This window comes from Pseudarthrobacter sp. Pseusp20, assembly GCF_059492155.1.
This window is the reverse complement of sequence record NZ_CP168521.1, coordinates 1312556-1327671: the sequence shown is the minus strand read 5'-3', so window position 1 is coordinate 1327671 and position 15116 is coordinate 1312556. Positions and strand designations below refer to the sequence as shown.

General features: G+C 66.6%; 14 protein-coding genes. 9 read left to right on the top strand and 5 right to left on the bottom strand.

Annotated features, from left to right (window positions below; all coding sequences use genetic code 11):
* Entirely contained in the window at positions 1-1386 is a 1386-nt protein-coding gene (locus ACEN9K_RS06290) for an OFA family MFS transporter (RefSeq protein ID WP_018770536.1), read from the bottom strand.
* Positions 1387-1648: 262 nt separating this feature from the next.
* Between ACEN9K_RS06290 and ACEN9K_RS06285 the strand changes: the two genes are divergently transcribed.
* Both ACEN9K_RS06285 and ACEN9K_RS06280 read left to right on the top strand, forming a co-directional pair.
* Positions 1649-2137 (top strand): SRPBCC family protein, encoded by a 489-nt coding sequence (locus tag ACEN9K_RS06285; protein ID WP_495635370.1) that lies wholly within the window; start codon positions 1649-1651, stop codon positions 2135-2137.
* Positions 2138-2142: 5 nt separating this feature from the next.
* Positions 2143-3819: an FAD-binding dehydrogenase gene (locus ACEN9K_RS06280; protein ID WP_495635684.1), complete on the top strand. Its 1677-nt coding sequence runs from the start codon at positions 2143-2145 to the stop codon at positions 3817-3819.
* Positions 3820-3892: 73 nt separating this feature from the next.
* Here the strand turns inward: ACEN9K_RS06280 and ACEN9K_RS06275 are convergent, their stop codons facing one another.
* A complete protein-coding gene (locus tag ACEN9K_RS06275) occupies positions 3893-4393 on the bottom strand; it encodes a GNAT family N-acetyltransferase (RefSeq protein WP_495635369.1) in 501 nt (166 codons plus the stop codon).
* Between the two features lie 107 nt (positions 4394-4500).
* Here ACEN9K_RS06275 and ACEN9K_RS06270 point away from each other — a divergent pair, with 107 nt between their 5' ends.
* Positions 4501-5391, top strand: a complete 891-nt coding sequence (locus tag ACEN9K_RS06270; protein WP_018770540.1) for a potassium channel family protein — start codon at positions 4501-4503, stop codon at positions 5389-5391.
* Positions 5392-5422: 31 nt separating this feature from the next.
* Here ACEN9K_RS06270 and ACEN9K_RS06265 read toward each other — a convergent pair whose 3' ends face one another.
* Complete coding sequence (locus ACEN9K_RS06265) at positions 5423-6439, bottom strand: LacI family DNA-binding transcriptional regulator (protein WP_026265967.1); 1017 nt, start codon at positions 6437-6439, stop codon at positions 5423-5425.
* Between the two features lie 206 nt (positions 6440-6645).
* On the opposite strand from ACEN9K_RS06265, the gene ACEN9K_RS06260 reads away from it, so the two are divergent.
* From ACEN9K_RS06260 to ACEN9K_RS06240, 5 genes are all read left to right on the top strand, one after another.
* The gene (locus ACEN9K_RS06260; RefSeq protein WP_495635368.1) at positions 6646-8613 is read left to right on the top strand and encodes a glycoside hydrolase family 127 protein; all 1968 of its coding nucleotides are present in this window, start codon (positions 6646-6648) and stop codon (positions 8611-8613) included.
* A gap of 39 nt (positions 8614-8652) precedes the next feature.
* Positions 8653-9939 carry an ABC transporter substrate-binding protein gene (locus ACEN9K_RS06255; RefSeq protein WP_056393237.1) on the top strand — a complete coding sequence of 429 codons (1287 nt, stop codon included), beginning with the start codon at positions 8653-8655 and terminating at the stop codon, positions 9937-9939.
* Between the two features lie 61 nt (positions 9940-10000).
* Positions 10001-10960 carry a carbohydrate ABC transporter permease gene (locus ACEN9K_RS06250; protein ID WP_026265968.1) on the top strand — a complete coding sequence of 320 codons (960 nt, stop codon included), beginning with the start codon at positions 10001-10003 and terminating at the stop codon, positions 10958-10960.
* A gap of 27 nt (positions 10961-10987) precedes the next feature.
* The gene (locus ACEN9K_RS06245) at positions 10988-11848 is read left to right on the top strand and encodes a carbohydrate ABC transporter permease (RefSeq protein WP_018770545.1); all 861 of its coding nucleotides are present in this window, start codon (positions 10988-10990) and stop codon (positions 11846-11848) included.
* A 35-nt stretch (positions 11849-11883) separates the two neighbouring features.
* On the top strand, positions 11884-12390 hold the full coding sequence (locus ACEN9K_RS06240; RefSeq protein WP_495635367.1) for a DinB family protein: 507 nt from the start codon (positions 11884-11886) through the stop codon (positions 12388-12390).
* Between the two features lie 24 nt (positions 12391-12414).
* Here ACEN9K_RS06240 and ACEN9K_RS06235 read toward each other — a convergent pair whose 3' ends face one another.
* A complete protein-coding gene (locus ACEN9K_RS06235; RefSeq protein ID WP_495635366.1) occupies positions 12415-13293 on the bottom strand; it encodes a CPBP family intramembrane glutamic endopeptidase in 879 nt (292 codons plus the stop codon).
* Positions 13294-13383: 90 nt separating this feature from the next.
* Complete coding sequence (locus ACEN9K_RS06230) at positions 13384-14433, bottom strand: helix-turn-helix transcriptional regulator (protein ID WP_495635365.1); 1050 nt, start codon at positions 14431-14433, stop codon at positions 13384-13386.
* A gap of 183 nt (positions 14434-14616) precedes the next feature.
* Between ACEN9K_RS06230 and ACEN9K_RS06225 the strand changes: the two genes are divergently transcribed.
* On the top strand, positions 14617-15051 hold the full coding sequence (locus ACEN9K_RS06225; RefSeq protein WP_018770549.1) for a nuclear transport factor 2 family protein: 435 nt from the start codon (positions 14617-14619) through the stop codon (positions 15049-15051).
* The last annotated feature ends 65 nt before the right edge of the window (positions 15052-15116 follow it).

Genomic DNA, 15116 nt, shown 5'->3' with positions numbered 1-15116 from the left:
TCATGCCTCCAGGGAAGATTCGTGCCGCTCGGGGCGGCGTTCGTGGAACCGTGCATCGACGGGCTTGACCAGCAGGTTGGCCACGAACCCGATGACCAGCAGGGCCACCATGGTCAGCAGCGCGGGCTGGTAGGACGCGGCATTCAGCTGCCCGGGCTTGCCCTGTGCGTCCAGGATGCTGTTGACGATCAGCGGCCCGGCCACCCCGGCCGCGGACCAGGCGGTGAGCAGCCGGCCGTGGATGGCGCCTACCTGGTACGTCCCGAAGAGGTCCCGCAGGTATGCCGGGACGGTGGCAAACCCGCCGCCGTAGAAGGAGATGATGACGAAGGCGAGCACCACGTAAAGGGCGGTGGCGGTGGATCCGGCCAACGCCAGCACCGTATACAGCACGGCGCCCACGCCCAGGTACACCATGTAGATGCGCTTGCGCCCCGTGACGTCGGAGGTGGCGGACCAGGCGAAGCGGCCCGACATGTTGCCGATGGACAGCAGCCCCACAAAGCCCGCAGCAACGCTCGCACTGACCAGGGACTTTCCGTCGGACTGCCGGAAGAAGTCCTGGATCATTGGCGCCGCCTGCTCCAGGATGCCGATGCCGGCCGTGACGTTGCAGAACAGCGCCACCCAGACCAGCCAGAACTGCCGGGTCTTGATGGCGTTCTTCGCCGACACGTTCTCCGTGGTGACGAGCTTGGCCGCCTTGACCTTGGCGGGGTCGAACCCTGCGGGCCGCCACCCGTCGGCGGGCACCCGGACGGTGAAGGCGCCGAACAGCATGTAGGCAAGATAGACGACGGCGAGCGTCAGGAAGAGCTTGCCCACGGCATCGCCGCTGGCCACCCAGCCCTGGGCGCCGGAGTTGGGATCGTACGCCTTCAGCAGGGCCTGGGACACGGGGCTGGCGATCAGCGCGCCGCCGCCGAAGCCCATGATCGCCATGCCGGTAGCCAGGCCGGGGCGGTCCGGGAACCACTTGATCAGCGTGGACACCGGCGAGATGTAGCCGATGCCCAGGCCGATGCCGCCCACGAAGCCGTACCCGAGGTAGACGAGCCACAGCTGGTGGGTGAAGATACCCACCGAGCCGATCAGGAAGCCGCCCGCCCAGAACATCGCGGAGGTGAACATCGCCTTGCGCGGGCCGTTGGTGTCCACCCAGGTGCCCATGACAGCGGCGGAAAGGCCCAGCATCACGATGGCGATGGAGAAGATGACGCCGATCTCGGTCAGGCTGGCCCCGAAGTGCTTGACCAGCGCCGTCTTGTAGACGCTGGTGGCGTAGGCCTGGCCGATGCACAGATGGACGGCGAGCGCCGCGGGCGGGACCAGCCAGCGGTTGAAGCCCGGCGGGGCGATGGAGTGGTCACGGTCCAGGAAGCCCATGGTTGATTCCCTTTGCTTGTCGATGACGTCGATGTCTGATCGATCCAGAGGCGAAAGGCCTTGTTGAACCCGGGCCCTTTGCCTTGGGCTATCATCATGCAAATCATCAGCAAACGTACTATTGGCGCGCCGAGCGGCAGGAATTGCGCGGCGAGCGGCTTGGTTGGCTGAGGCACTCCCCTGTCAGCCCTGCACAGCCCATCGGGCACGCACACGCAGCGCCTTGCTTTCCGCCCGCCGCGGCGGATGGCAGAGTGGGACGATGAGTGAGCAACCAGCCGCGCTGGTCCTGAACCTGGAGTGCACGGTCCCGTCCCCGCCGGAGACAACGTTCCTGCTGCTGACGGAACCTGCCCGGCTTGCCGAGTGGTGGGGCCCGCACGGCTTCAGGATCCCCGAAGTGGACATCAACCTGGTGGCGGGCGGGCGCTACCGGTTCCGCATGGCCCCGCCGGAGGGCGAACCGTTCCACCTCTCAGGAAAGTTCCTGGAGATCGATCCGCCCTGGCGCCTGGTCTACACCTTCGCCTGGGAGGAACCGGCGCCGGACGACACCGAGACCGTCGTGGACCTCTCCCTCGCCAGCACCGGAACCGGAACCCGGGTGGTGCTCTCGCAGGGACCGTTCCTCACGGAGGAGCGGCTGGAACTGCACCGGAACGGGTGGAGCGATTCGTTCGAAAAGCTGGCTCGTGCCGCCGGGAGCGTCGGCCGCTCCGGTGCCGCCGGCAGCCGGGACAACACCCGGTGACAGGCCTGGACGCGGACGTCATCATCATCGGCGGTGGCCTGGCCGGGCTGGTGGCCAGCAATGAGCTGGTCCGTGTGGGCAGGCGGGTGGCCATCGTGGACCAGGAAAACGCGGCCAACCTGGGCGGGCAGGCCTTCTGGTCTCTGGGCGGGCTCTTCCTGGTGGACACCCCGATGCAGCGGCGCCTGGGCGTGAAGGATTCCTTCGACCTGGCGTGGCAGGACTGGCAGGGTTCCGCCCGGTGGGACCGGCTTTCCGGCCCGCACCCCGAGGACGAGTGGGCGCAGCAGTGGGGCCGTGCCTATGTGGAGTTCGCCGCCGGTGAGAAGCGCGCGTGGCTGCAGGAACAGGGCATCCGGTTCACCCCGCTGGTGGGCTGGGCCGAGCGCGGCGACGGCAGGGCCGGCGGCCACGGCAATTCGGTCCCCCGCTTCCACGTCCCGTGGGGAACCGGCACCGGGGTTTCGGAGCCGTTCGCGGACAAGGCGCGGGCGGCCTCCGGGGCGGGCAGCGCCAGGTTCTTCTTCCGGCACCGGGTGGACGGTTTAACGTTCGACGGCGGCACGGTCACCGGGGTGCGGGGCGCGGTGCTGGCGCCTGATGATTCCCCGCGCGGGGTGTCCTCAAACCGGGATGTTGTTGCCGATTTCGAACTCCGGGCCCAGGCCGTGGTGATCGCGTCCGGCGGAATCGGCGGCAACCACGGGCAGGTTCGGCGCTGGTGGCCTGCGCGGCTGGGGACGCCGCCGCGGAAAATGGTCACAGGCGTGCCGCAGCACGTCGACGGACGGATGCTGGACATCGCAGACGGAGCCGGGGTGCGGCTGGTGAACCGTGACCGGATGTGGCACTACACCGAAGGGATCCAGAACTGGAACCCCATCTGGCCGGACCATGCCATCCGGATCCTGCCCGGCCCGTCGTCCCTCTGGTTCGATGCCCTGGGCCGGCGCCTTCCCTCCCCCGGCCTGCCCGGCTACGACACCCTGGGCACCCTCCGCCTGCTCCGGACAACGCCGGAGCTCCAGCAGCACGACCATTCCTGGTTCATCCTCAACCAGCGCATCATCGAAAAGGAGTTCGCCCTCTCCGGCTCCGAGCAGAACCCGGACATCACCAACCGGGACCTCAAGCTGCTGCTGAAGACCCGGCTGGGCCGCGGCGCGTCCGGTCCCATCGAGGCGTTCAAGGAGCACGGCGCGGACTTTGTGGTGGCGGACAACCTGGCGGACCTGGTCCGCGGAATGAACGGGCTGACTGACCAGCCGCTGCTGGACCATGCGCTGATAAGGCGGCAGATCGAGGAGCGCGACGCCGAGATCAGGAACCCCTTCTCCAAGGATGTCCAGGTGGCGGGCATCCGCAACAGCCGCCGGTACCTGGGCGACCGGCTCTTCCGTACCGTCAAGCCGCACCGGATCCTGGACCCCGCCGCGGGCCCTCTGATCGCCGTCCGGCTGCACGTTGTCACGCGGAAGACGCTGGGCGGGATCCAGACCAACCTTGACGGCCAGGCCCTCGGACAGGACGGCGCCCCCATTCCCGGGCTGTACGCCGCCGGCGAGGCAGCGGGATTCGGCGGCGCCGGCGCCCACGGCTACAACGCGCTGGAAGGCACCTTCCTGGGCGGCTGTCTCTTCACCGGCCTGACCGCCGGCCGGGCGCTCGCCCGGGCGCTATGAACTGACTCCGCACTAAAGCCCCGCGCTGCACTCAGGCGGGCGCTGCACTCAGGCCACGGGCCGCCGTCGAACACTATTGGCTGTTGCGCCGGACCAACCGGAACTCCGGCAGCCCCTCCCACTCGGGTGGAAGCGTGTTGCGCCTGCCGTCCGGCCGGAACCCCTGCTTCAGGTAGAAGGCCAGGGCGCGGGGATTGTTCTCCACCACCCAGAGGTAGGCCGGGCCGGAGCCGACGGCGGCGCTCACCAGGGCTGCCCCAAGGCCCGTTCCGTAGGTCCGCCGGAGGGTGTAGATCGAGTAGAGCTCCACGGCTTCGGGGCCGTCGTCGTCCCGCCCCGGGCCGGCGTCCGCGAAGCCCACCAGTTGGTTGTCGCCGTCCAGCGCGAGGATCCGTGGCTCGTCAGTGGCCAGGAATGGCCGCCGGCGTTCCACCCGCTCGGGGATGCTGGCCCTGCGGCGGCGGAAGAATTCCGCAGAGAGCAGATGCGGGTAGCACTCCTCATGGGCCAGAGTCTGCATGAGCACCACCGCCTCGGCGTCCTCCGGTGTGGCCTGGCGAAGTCGAAAGTCCATGGCGCCAGCCTAACCAACGGCCCGTCGCTCCCACGCCGTGTTCCGCCGTCGAACCTCTATGCCTTGTCCGGTCCCCGGTTGGGCAGCCCGCGCACTTAAGATGAGGCATGAACTTCGAGGACGCGCTCCTGACGGTGATTGGTGCCGCGCTGATTCTGCTGATGGTCGCCGACGTCTTCCATACCCTGCTGTACCCGCACGGCTCGGGCCCGGTGGGCCGGACCATCATGCGCGGGTTCTGGCTGCTGTCCAGGAGACTCAGGGGCGGGGCGTCGTCCATCGCAGCCCCGCTGGCCATGGCGGCTGTCATCGCTGCCTGGGCGGCGCTGGCTGCCGTGGGCTGGGCGCTGCTGTACCTCCCGCATTTGTCGAACGGGTTCACCTACTCGGCCGACGTGCCCCGGCAGGCCGACTTTGCGGAGGCCCTGTACATCTCGCTGGTGGCCCTCTCCACCGCTGGATTCGGTGAGATCGTGGCCACGCACCCGCTGCTGCGGCTGGTGATGGCGTTCCAGGCCGTGGCCGGTTTCGGCCTGCTGACCGCCACGGTCTCGTGGATCCTGCAGACCTACCCGGCGCTGAGCCGCCGGCGCGCACTCGCCCACCAGTTGAACCTGTTCCGGGAAGCGGCGGGTCCGTCCGGCATCGCCTCACTTGATGCACGGCATGCAGCAGGACTGCTGGAATCCATGGCGGAGAACGTGGCGTCCGTGAGCATCGATCTCCTGTCCTTCCACGAGACCTATTACTTCCATGAGGTGGAGCAACGGGGTTCCCTTCCCGCCACCATCGCCTACGCCCACCACCTGGCCTCGGATGCGCAGGGCAGCGACAACCCCGAACTCCGGTTTGCCGGGCGGATGCTCTACGCGGCGCTGGACGACCTGGCGGAGGTGCTGCGCGGGAAGTTCGGCCACGTGGGAAGCACGTCCTCCGATGTGTTCGACCACTACGAGCTCCACCACAGGCACCGGCGGCCCCCGGAACCGCGGCCATAGCCGCGGGCGCTGCCAACCGTTTGCCGGCGGGTCACCCCCGCGGACCGGAGGACTCACGGACGATAAGGTCACAATCCACGATATGTACGCCCGGAAGGGGTATGCCGTCGAGCGCTGACAGCAGGGCCTCGCCCGCCCGCCTGCCAATAGTGGAGAGGTTCAGGTCAATGCTGGACAGATGCGGTCTGTACCCATCGGTGAACGGGGACCAGTTGTCCACGCCGATCAGTGCCACGTCGTCGGGGATCGACAAGCCATGCCGCTCAAGTTCGTAGGCGGCGCCACGTGCGATCTGGTCGCTGCCGCAGAAAATCGCATCGACGTCGGAGTGGCTGGCCAACAGCGCGCGGACCCCGTTGTGGCCCCATTCCTCCGTCCAACTGCCGTACCAGACATCCCCTACCGGCTCCAGTCCCTGGTCGGCCATTGCAGCGAGGAAACCGTCCGCCCGCAGGACCGCCGACGCGTGGTTTTCCAAGCCCGTGATATGGGCAATCCGGCGTCGCCCGGTCTTAACGAGGTGGTCAACGGCGCGGCGGGCACCACCCCGCTCGTCCCCCGTGACGGAGCAGTCCCCCGGGTCCTTCGACGGCGCGAACGCATAGACTACCGGCACTGGCAGGTTTTCACCGAGCGGCGGCCGCGGATCCACTTTGCGGCCCACGACGATGATTCCGTCCACCTGCCGCGCCAGCAATGTACGCACGTAGTGCTGTTCCCGGATGGGATCGTCCCTGCTGTCGCAAAGGAAGCAAAGCATCTCGCCCAGGCCCAGGGCGTCCTCGACGCCGCGCAGGATGGGGATGCTGAAGCGTCCATAACTGTCGGTGGTGATAACCCCCACGGTGTAGGTCCTGCCACTGCGGATGCTCCGGGCGGCACCGTTCGGCAGCCAGCCCACCTCCTCCGCGGCGGCGCGTACCCGCAGCCGGGTCGATTCCCGCAGTTGGCCCGTCCCGTTCAGCGCCTTTGACACCGTTCCGGTCGATACTCCCGCCCGCGCGGCTACAGCCGCGATGCCGGAAGAACGGAAACTATTTTCCGTCACAAGTCCCCCTTTCATCGCCGGACCAATTCCTCATAGAGCCGAAAAGTCGCTTTTCCGCCCGCATAAAGCCTAGCAGAAGCCGTTGACAGGTGAGACGCAGGTCACTTAGGGTTGGGCCTCGGAAGACGATTTCCTGATTTTCCGTTTCCGGCTTTTCCGGATTCTGTCCCGTCTCCCTCCGATTCACACTTTGGAAGAGGTCATTGATGACATCTGTTCACCACAGTCCAGCACCGTCCGCAGGGCAGGGTACCGGCGGCGGGACCGCAGCGGGGCCCGTCGGGGCGACGACGTCCGGACACTACGCGCTGCGCCCGCTGGCCTTCGATTCCGTGCAGCTGCGCCCAGAGGGACATCTGGGCAGCTGGCAGGAGCTCAACCGGACCTCCACCATTCCGCATTGCATCGACAATCTGGAATCCAGCGGCGCCCTCGACAACTTCCGGCGGCTGGTCGGCGAGAGCGACGCGGCGTTCCGCGGATTCTGGTTCCAGGACTCGGACCTGTACAAGACGCTGGAGGCTGTGGGCTGGGAGGCCGGCAGGCAGGCAGATCCGCGGTGGGAAGAGTATGTGGCGTCCATGGGCGAGCTGCTGGCCAAGGTGCAGGAGCCGGACGGCTACCTGAACACCTGGGTCCAGGGCGTTGAGCCCGGGAAGCGCTGGGACAAGCTGCAGTGGAGCCACGAGCTGTACACCGCCGGCCACCTGCTGCAGGCGGCAGTTGCCGTGGCCCGCACCACAGGCAACGGAGCCGTCGTCGAGGTGGCCCGCCGCGTCGCCGACTGCATCGTGGAGAACTTCGGCCCCGGCGGCGCCGAAAAGATCGACGGGCACCCGGAAGTGGAAACCGCATTGGTGGAGCTCTACCGCCTGACCGGAGACAAGCGCTACCTTGAAACGGCCGTCCGGCAGCTGGAACTGCGCGGGCACGGCATCCTCCCCGACGACAGGTTCGGCCGCCAGTATTTCCAGGACCACCTTCCCATCCGCAAGGCGGCCCACGAGGCAACAGGTCACGCAGTGCGCCAGGTCTACCTCTCCACCGGAGTGGCGGATGCCTACCTCGAAAACGGGGACGCATCCCTGCTGGAGGCCGCGGAATCGCTGTGGGAGAACATTTTCACCCAAAAGGCCTACCTCACCGGGGCGCTCGGATCCCGGCACCGGGACGAGGCATTCGGCGACGCCTTCGAGCTGCCACCGGACCGCGCCTACGCCGAAACGTGTGCCTCCATCGCGAGCCTGCACTTCAGCTGGCGGCTGCTGCTGGCAACCGGCAACAGCAAATACGCCGACGAGATGGAGCGGGCCCTCTACAACGGTATCGCCGCTTCCACCTCCGTTGAAGGCAACAGCTTCTTCTACTCCAACCCGCTGCAACTGCGCACCGGCCATGACGGCTCCACCGAGGACGCACCGTCGGAACGCCTGTCCTGGTATGCATGCGCCTGCTGCCCGCCGAACCTCGCACGCCTCGTGGCATCCCTGCACCATTACGTAGCCACGCAGGATGAGTCCGGCCTTCAGCTCCAGCTGCTGCACGACGGTGAGATCCGCGCCTCAGGTGAACCTTTCGGCGGCGAAGTAACTGTTGCCACAACCACCGAATATCCCTGGGACGAAAAGGCCAGCATCGAGGTCACGGCTCCTGCCGGCGAGTGGACGCTCTCCGTGCGCATCCCTTCGTGGTGCAAGGACCCGGAGGTGACCATCGGCGGAGAGCCCATCGAGGCAGTGACTGATGCATCCGGCTACCTCCGGCTCAGCCGCGACTGGGAAGGGAGCACCATCGTCTTGCTGACACTGCCGATGCCTGTCCAAATTGTTAGCGCTCATCCCCGCGTCGATGCTGTGCGCGGCACGGTCGCCCTGGTCCGTGGCCCCGTGGTCTACTGCCTCGAGCAGCATGACCAGGCGGACGGCGTCGTGCTGGAAGACCTTGCGGTCGACGCGGCCGCGCCGGTGGAAATTGCAGCGGCGGAGGGCATCCCCGGGGTGCGCACCGTGCTCAAAGCCGCAGGCGTCGCCCGTCCCCAGTCGGAGCAGGCGCTCTACCGCACCTCCGGAACGGAAGCCGCGGAACAGCGGCCCGTCGAACTGACTGCCATCCCGTATTTCCGCTGGGCCAACCGTGGGCCGGCCGCCATGCGGGTCTGGATCCCCCTCGCCTAGTTGCACCTCCCACCCATCCCTATGAAGAGGAAACGGCATATGAAACGCACAAAACTCGCTGCAGCACTGGCGCTGGCGGCATCCCTCACCCTCACGGCCACCGGTTGTGGCAGTTCCTCCGGCTCCGACTCCCTGCAGGCCTCCTCCGGGGAGCCGAGCGGGACCATCACGCTGTGGGCCCGCGATTCACAGAAGGGGTTCATGGATCTGCTCGCGGACGCGTACAACAAGTCCCACAAGGCGCAGGTCCAGGTCACCATCGTGCCCAGCGGAAACTTCGTGCAGAAATTCGGCACGGCAACCGCTGGCGGGTCGGGCCCGGACGTGGCTTCCATCGACCTGGTCTACCTGCCCTACTTCGCCTCCACCGGGGTCCTCCAGGACATCACCGACGACGCCTCGAAACTGCCGTACAAGGACAAGCTCAGCCCGTCGCACGCGCGCCTCTCCACGTGGGAGGACAAGACCTACGCCCTGCCCTTCACGGCCGAAGCATCCGTGCTGTTTTACAACAAAGATCTCTTCCAGAAGGCCGGCCTTGACCCTGCCAAACCGCCGGCAAACTACGAGGAGATCCTCAACGCCGCCAAGAAGATCCGCGCCCTGGGCCCCGACACCTACGGCTTCACGATGGCCGGCCAGTGCGGCGGCTGCAACATCTTCGAGTTCACCCCCAGCGTCTGGGCCAGCGGCGGCGACGTACTCTCCGACGACGGCAAGACCGCGAAACTGGACTCTCCCGAGGTGACCAAGGCGCTGACGTTCTACAAGCAGATGCACGACGCCGGCGTGATGCCGGAGGCGGCGAAGACCGACTCGGGCACCGCCCAGCCGGCCCTGTTCCAGGCTGGAAAAGTGGGCATGGTGGTGCTCGGCGCCTTCTTCACGCAGACGCTGAACACGGACAAGAAGGTTGACTACGGCATCGCTCCCATCCCGGGAGAGAACGGCGGCTCAGCTTCCTTCGCGGGCGGCGACAACATCGCGGTCACCACCGGGTCAAAGAACAAGCCTGCCGCATGGGACTTCGTAAAGTGGGCCACCGGCGACGAGGCCCAGACCCTGCTGGCGAAGAACTCCATCGTCCCGGTCAGGACTGACCTCGTAAAGAGCGTCTACGCCTCGGCAGACCCGCGCAATGAGATCTTCAGCAAGGCGCTGGAGACGGGCAAGACGCCGTACAGCGTCGTGGAAAACAAGCTGTTCAATGACAACAACGGACCATGGGCAACCATGATCAACGAGGCCGTGTTCGGCGGCGACATCCAGGCCGCGCAGCAAAAGGCGCAGCAGGCCGCCCAGCAGATCATCCAGACCGGACCCTGACATCCACGGGTGCTGCCGCGGACCCGCGGCAGCACCCGCCTCGTCCTCAAGGAGACCTACTTTGGCACACCACACCACCCTGACAACGCGCCCCGGCAAGCCCCAACGCCCAACGGCGCCCCTACGTCCGCCACGGAGCCGGCGGACCCTCACCACCTCGCGCAGCAGGCTCGGCGCGTTGGTGGTCGCCCCCGCGCTGACCCTCCTCACCGTCTTCTTCTTCCTGCCCGTGGTCCTGATGCTGTGGATGTCCCTGAACCGCTGGCCGCTGCTGGGCAAGATCAGCTTCATCGGCCTGGGCAACTACGCGACGGCGTTCCAGGACCAGGACTTCCTGCGGGCAGCCGGGTTCACCCTCCTCTACACCGTGATCATGACTCCCCTGCTGCTGGTCATCGGGATCGCGTTGGCGCTCCTGATCCGGCGTCCAGGCAAAGCTTCCAGAATCTTCCAGTCCATCTATTTCCTGCCGGTGGTGGTCGGCTTCGCCGCCGCCGGTTACCTGTGGCTCTTCATGGCCCAGCCCAACATCGGGCCCCTGCTGGACCTGCTTACCCGCGGCGGGCTGGCCTCGCACTCGGACAACTGGTTCGGAAGCTTCGCCGGAGCGCTGGGCATCGTGTGCGCCATGGTGGTCTGGAAGGTTGCCGGCATGCAGATGCTGCTGCTGAACTCGGGCTTGCAGTCCATCCCCGTGGAGCTCGAGGAAGCGGCCAGGATCGATGGTGCAAGCCGAACACAGGTGTTCCGCTACATCATCCTGCCGCTGCTGCGGCCCACCCTCGCGCTGGTGCTCGTCTTTTCGGTAGCCGGCTCACTGCTGGCCTTCGACCAGTTCTACATCATGACCAGCGGCGGCCCGGCGAACCAGACCATCACCGCGGTGTACCACATCTACCGGGTGTCCTTCCAGGGTTTCCAGCTCGGCTATGGCGCCGCGCTCTCTGCCCTGCTGATGATCGTGCTCGCGGTCGTCAGCGCCATCCAGATGCTCATCCTCCGCAACTCGGACCACAACTAGTCCAATCCATCGGAAACGGACCCCTCCATGACTTCACTGCAGTCCAGACTCCGCCCGGTGCCGCGCACGGCCTGGTGGATTATCAACCTCAGCCTCGCGGCCCTGTTCCTCTACCCGTTCTGGGTAGTTCTCTCACAGTCGATCAAGTCCCCTGCCGAGGCTGCTGCCGCGCCGCCCACGCTTTTCCCGGGTTCCTTCTCGTGGGGGAACTTCGCGAAGCTATTCGGCAACGAGAACGGCGGTGCGGGCTTCGTCCAGCAGCTGGGCAACAGCGTCCTCGTCTCAGTTGGCGCAACGCTCCTGACGATCGTATTGAGCACGCTGGCCGGCTACGGCTTCGCCAAACTGCGCTTCCGCGGCAGCAACCTGCTGTTTTTCGGTACCCTCGCCACCTTCATGATCCCTTTCCAGGCGGTCATCACTCCGCTGTACCTGGTGCTGCACCAGATCGGCCTGACCAACAACCTCCTGGGCCTCATGCTGGTGTACACCACCTTTAACCTGCCATTCGGTATCTTCCTGATGAGGAATTCCTTCGCAGCGCTGCCGGCGAGCATTGAGGAAGCTGCCCTGGTGGACGGGTGCAGCGTGCTGCGTGCCATGGTCCGGGTGCTGCTCCCGGTGGCCATTCCGGGGGTGATCAGCACCGCGCTGTTCACCTTTTTCGCCTCGTGGAACGAGTTCTTCGCCGCGCTGATCCTCATGACAGACCAGTCCAAGTACACCCTTCCGGTGGCCTTGAACGTGCTCTCCAGCGGCACTTTCGGGACCCTGGACTGGGGGGCACTGCAGGCGGGCGTCGCGGTGACGATCGTCCCGTGCATCGTTATCTATGTCCTGCTCCAGAAGTACTACGTGGGAGGCATGCTTACGGGGGCGATGAAGTAAGCCGCGTTCCCTTTCCGGCTTGCTAGGGTCTGCTTATGGCTTCCCACTCCCACTCGATGGACGACGTCATCAACGAACCTGCGCGTGTCCAGTTCGAGTTCTTCCTGGATGAGCACCGGGCCGCGCTCAACGGGTGCCTGGACGGGCTGACCGAGGAGCAGGTCCGGCGTCGGCTGGTTCCCTCCCGCACCACACTGCTGGGGCTGGTGAAGCATGCCACCTTCGTGGAGAAGGTCTGGTTCGACGAAGCCTTCACCGGCCGTCCCCGCAGCGAGATCGGCATCCCCGCCACTCCTGACGAGTCGTTCAACCTGGACGACGGTGACACCATCGACTCCGTCCGGAAAGCCCACCGGGACGCGTGCGCCGCGTCCCGGGCTGCTGCCGCCCCTCTGGGCCTCGACGACGTCGTGACCGGCAACCGGCGGGGACCGCTCCCGCTGCGCTGGTTGTACCTGCACATGCTGCGGGAACTCGCCCAGCACTGCGGCCACGCGGACATCCTGCGCGAACAGATCCTGGCCGGCAAGGGCGCAGACTGAGATGCCGCCTCGGCCTCGCAGCGCTCAGGCCGGCGCCGTCGTCGTTCTTTGTTTTGTGAGGTCCCCGCGGAGGGCAAGGGCCACGGCAGCAACCAGCAGCCACATGGTGGCCGCCTGGCCCCAGGGATAGACCTGCTGCGGAATGCCAGGTGTCAGCGGGTTGAGGATGTACTGGAACGCCGCGAGGCTGACGTGCATCAGCGCTGCCAGAAGCATGCTGCCTGTATGGTCGTAAACCCACACCATGAGCACCCGGTACGCCGTAAGCTGGCCGACGAGGACGGCCACCAGCCACAGCGACAGGAAGATTCCCAGGGGCACCCCGCCATTGGTCCCGCCCCCACCCCAATAATTCACGAAGAAGTGCCACGCACCCCACAGCACCCCCACCAGGATTCCCGTCCACAGAACACTGAAGCGCTGCCTCGCCTTGGGGATGGCGAAGCCGGTCCAACCGATTTCCTCGAGAAATCCCGCCGCCAGCCCGATGGCCAGTCCAGTGATGATGGTGCCGCCCTTATCTGTAGCCGTGGCGATCCGAGGCGCGTAATCCGGGGACGCCAGCCAGAGCACCAGCACGAACGCGGCCAAACAGACCGGCGCCACCAGCAGGGCCAAATACCAGCGCCCGCCCACACGCCATCTCAGCAGCCTCGCCCGAAGGTCCCGGTAGCCAGCCCGTCCCGACACAACTCCGGTAAGCACCAGGCTGGCCAACGCTGGTCCGAGCAGCATCGCCGGCACGGTTACGGGGATGGTGAGCTGGAACTGCTCCGGCGTAGGCGACAGGCCGCCCGTGACAGCCCACACCGCCAGCACAATGGCGCCCCACGACAAGAGGAAGGTAACAACGTAGTACCACCACAGCGGGTGCGTGCGCACCGATTCCGCCAAGGCATGCATGGGATCCTCCGGTTGCCGGCTGTACCTCCAGCTTCCAGGGCGGGCGCCCCCGGACACAGAGTCCTCGGACCCGTTAAAACAGACTGCCCGTCAGGCTAGGAGCCTGGCCACCAGCTCGCCGCGGCTGCCGACGCCCACCTTTTCAAAGAGCGACTTCAAGTGGTCGTGCACCGTGTGCGGCGAGATGAACAGGTGCCGGGCGATCTCCGCCGTCGAACTTCCGGCCAGCACCTCCAGGCAGACATCCCGTTCCCGGGCGGTCACGCCGTACGCCATCAGCAGCAGGGCCACGAGGTCGTGGGTGGTTGCCGGTTCCACGGTGACCACCATCTGTTCGGGATCATCGCCGGTGATGAGGCTGCTGGCCTGCAGCACCACCCAATTGTTCCCGGCGTCGCGCATCCTGGCCCGCGCCGTCCCGGATGCCGCCGCATGCGCCTGCGCCACCACCGAATAAAGCGTCTGGCTGAAGCGCCCGGGCGCAGCTTCCTCCACCTGGGCAAGCCAGGAGGCGGCGGCCGGCGTGGCCGCGCGGAGGTCGCCGTGCAGCCCGGCCAGGACAATGACAGGCCCGACGGCGGCCGGTCCCGTCGGGTGCGCCACGCGGACGGCGGCCCTGGTGGCCGACGCGAGCGTGGCAGTCACCGCGCCCAGGAATTCCACCTCCCGGTCGGTGAAGTCGCTGCCGCCTTCCCGGAAGATGCTCCCCACGCCCCAGCACAAGTCGTCCACGCGGAACGCGGCCCGCAACTCATGCTCGAAGCCCAGCGGCTTGATCAGGTCGTTGATCCGGACGCTGCGGACCACCTCACGGTGCGGCGCATCCGAAATCCTCGCGATGGGGCGGGGCCGGCGCAGCAGCTCGGCGAAGGTGTTGGGTTCCCGGCCTGTGTATTCGGACTGGGCAAAGCGGAGGAAATACTCCTCAAACTGGCGCCCACCCACCGGCCACGGCAGCCAGTTGGTAACGGAGGTCATCACCATGGAGGCGGGGTCGACGGCGGCCCAGCACCCTTGCTCGAACGGCACCTCCCGCTGCACCACGGCCAGCGCCGAGGTATAGAGGTCAGGCAGGTCCATCCCGCCGGCGGCCATGGCGGCGATGTCCCGCCGGGCACGCTCCGCGCGCTCCTCCCACATACCTCCAGTATCCGCCCGGCAGGCAGGCCGGCAATCCCCCAAATGGGTGGTTTTCCAGGCGCCCCGAAACCCCTGGTGCGGGGATCGCGGGGGTGTGTTCCGCCGTCGTACTTTTCCTTTTACGGACGCCGCACGAAGCGGGCCGTCCGTAGAGGAAAACCGGGAACCACAATGGAGGCTGCAATGGGACAGGCACGTGACGTCATGGGCCGGCTGATGACGGCCATGGACGCAAAGGACAGGGATGCGCTGGCAGGCTGCTACGCCGAAGGCGCCGTAATCAGCACTCCGGACCAGGGAGAGATCTCCGGCCGCGAGGCGATCACCAACTATTTCCTCCACTTCTGGGAGGCCATGCCGGACGTCACGTACCAGCAGGTGGCCACTCATGAGGCCGGGGACGTTGCCATCCTGGAGGGCTTCGTTGTGGGCACGAACACCGGGCAGCTGAACCTGCCCACCGGCGGGACGCTGCCGCCGACAGGAAAGCAGGTCCGGGTGCGAAGCTGCGACATCACCAAAGTGGAGGCAGGCCTGATCACCGCGCACCACGCCTACTTCGACCAGATGGAACTTCTTGGCCAGCTGGGGCTGCTCCCCGAACCGTCCAACCAGTGAAACCGTCCAACCAGTGAAGGCTGTTCCGTCACCACCTGTCGGCAGTGGCGGAACCGCCCCTTTGA

Excerpts from the sequence above, each read along its gene's own strand:
- ACEN9K_RS06230 (WP_495635365.1), bottom strand. The coding sequence starts at position 14,433 with ATGTGGGAGGAGCGCGCGGAGCGTGCCCGGCGGGACATCGCCGCCATG.
- ACEN9K_RS06285 (WP_495635370.1), top strand. The coding sequence starts at position 1,649 with ATGAGTGAGCAACCAGCCGCGCTGGTCCTGAACCTGGAGTGCACGGTC.
- ACEN9K_RS06275 (WP_495635369.1), bottom strand. The coding sequence starts at position 4,393 with ATGGACTTTCGACTTCGCCAGGCCACACCGGAGGACGCCGAGGCGGTG.
- ACEN9K_RS06245 (WP_018770545.1), top strand. The coding sequence starts at position 10,988 with ATGACTTCACTGCAGTCCAGACTCCGCCCGGTGCCGCGCACGGCCTGG.
- ACEN9K_RS06235 (WP_495635366.1), bottom strand. The coding sequence starts at position 13,293 with ATGCATGCCTTGGCGGAATCGGTGCGCACGCACCCGCTGTGGTGGTAC.
- ACEN9K_RS06225 (WP_018770549.1), top strand. The coding sequence starts at position 14,617 with ATGGGACAGGCACGTGACGTCATGGGCCGGCTGATGACGGCCATGGAC.
- ACEN9K_RS06290 (WP_018770536.1), bottom strand. The coding sequence starts at position 1,386 with ATGGGCTTCCTGGACCGTGACCACTCCATCGCCCCGCCGGGCTTCAAC.
- ACEN9K_RS06260 (WP_495635368.1), top strand. The coding sequence starts at position 6,646 with ATGACATCTGTTCACCACAGTCCAGCACCGTCCGCAGGGCAGGGTACC.
- ACEN9K_RS06255 (WP_056393237.1), top strand. The coding sequence starts at position 8,653 with ATGAAACGCACAAAACTCGCTGCAGCACTGGCGCTGGCGGCATCCCTC.
- ACEN9K_RS06270 (WP_018770540.1), top strand. The coding sequence starts at position 4,501 with ATGAACTTCGAGGACGCGCTCCTGACGGTGATTGGTGCCGCGCTGATT.
- ACEN9K_RS06240 (WP_495635367.1), top strand. The coding sequence starts at position 11,884 with ATGGCTTCCCACTCCCACTCGATGGACGACGTCATCAACGAACCTGCG.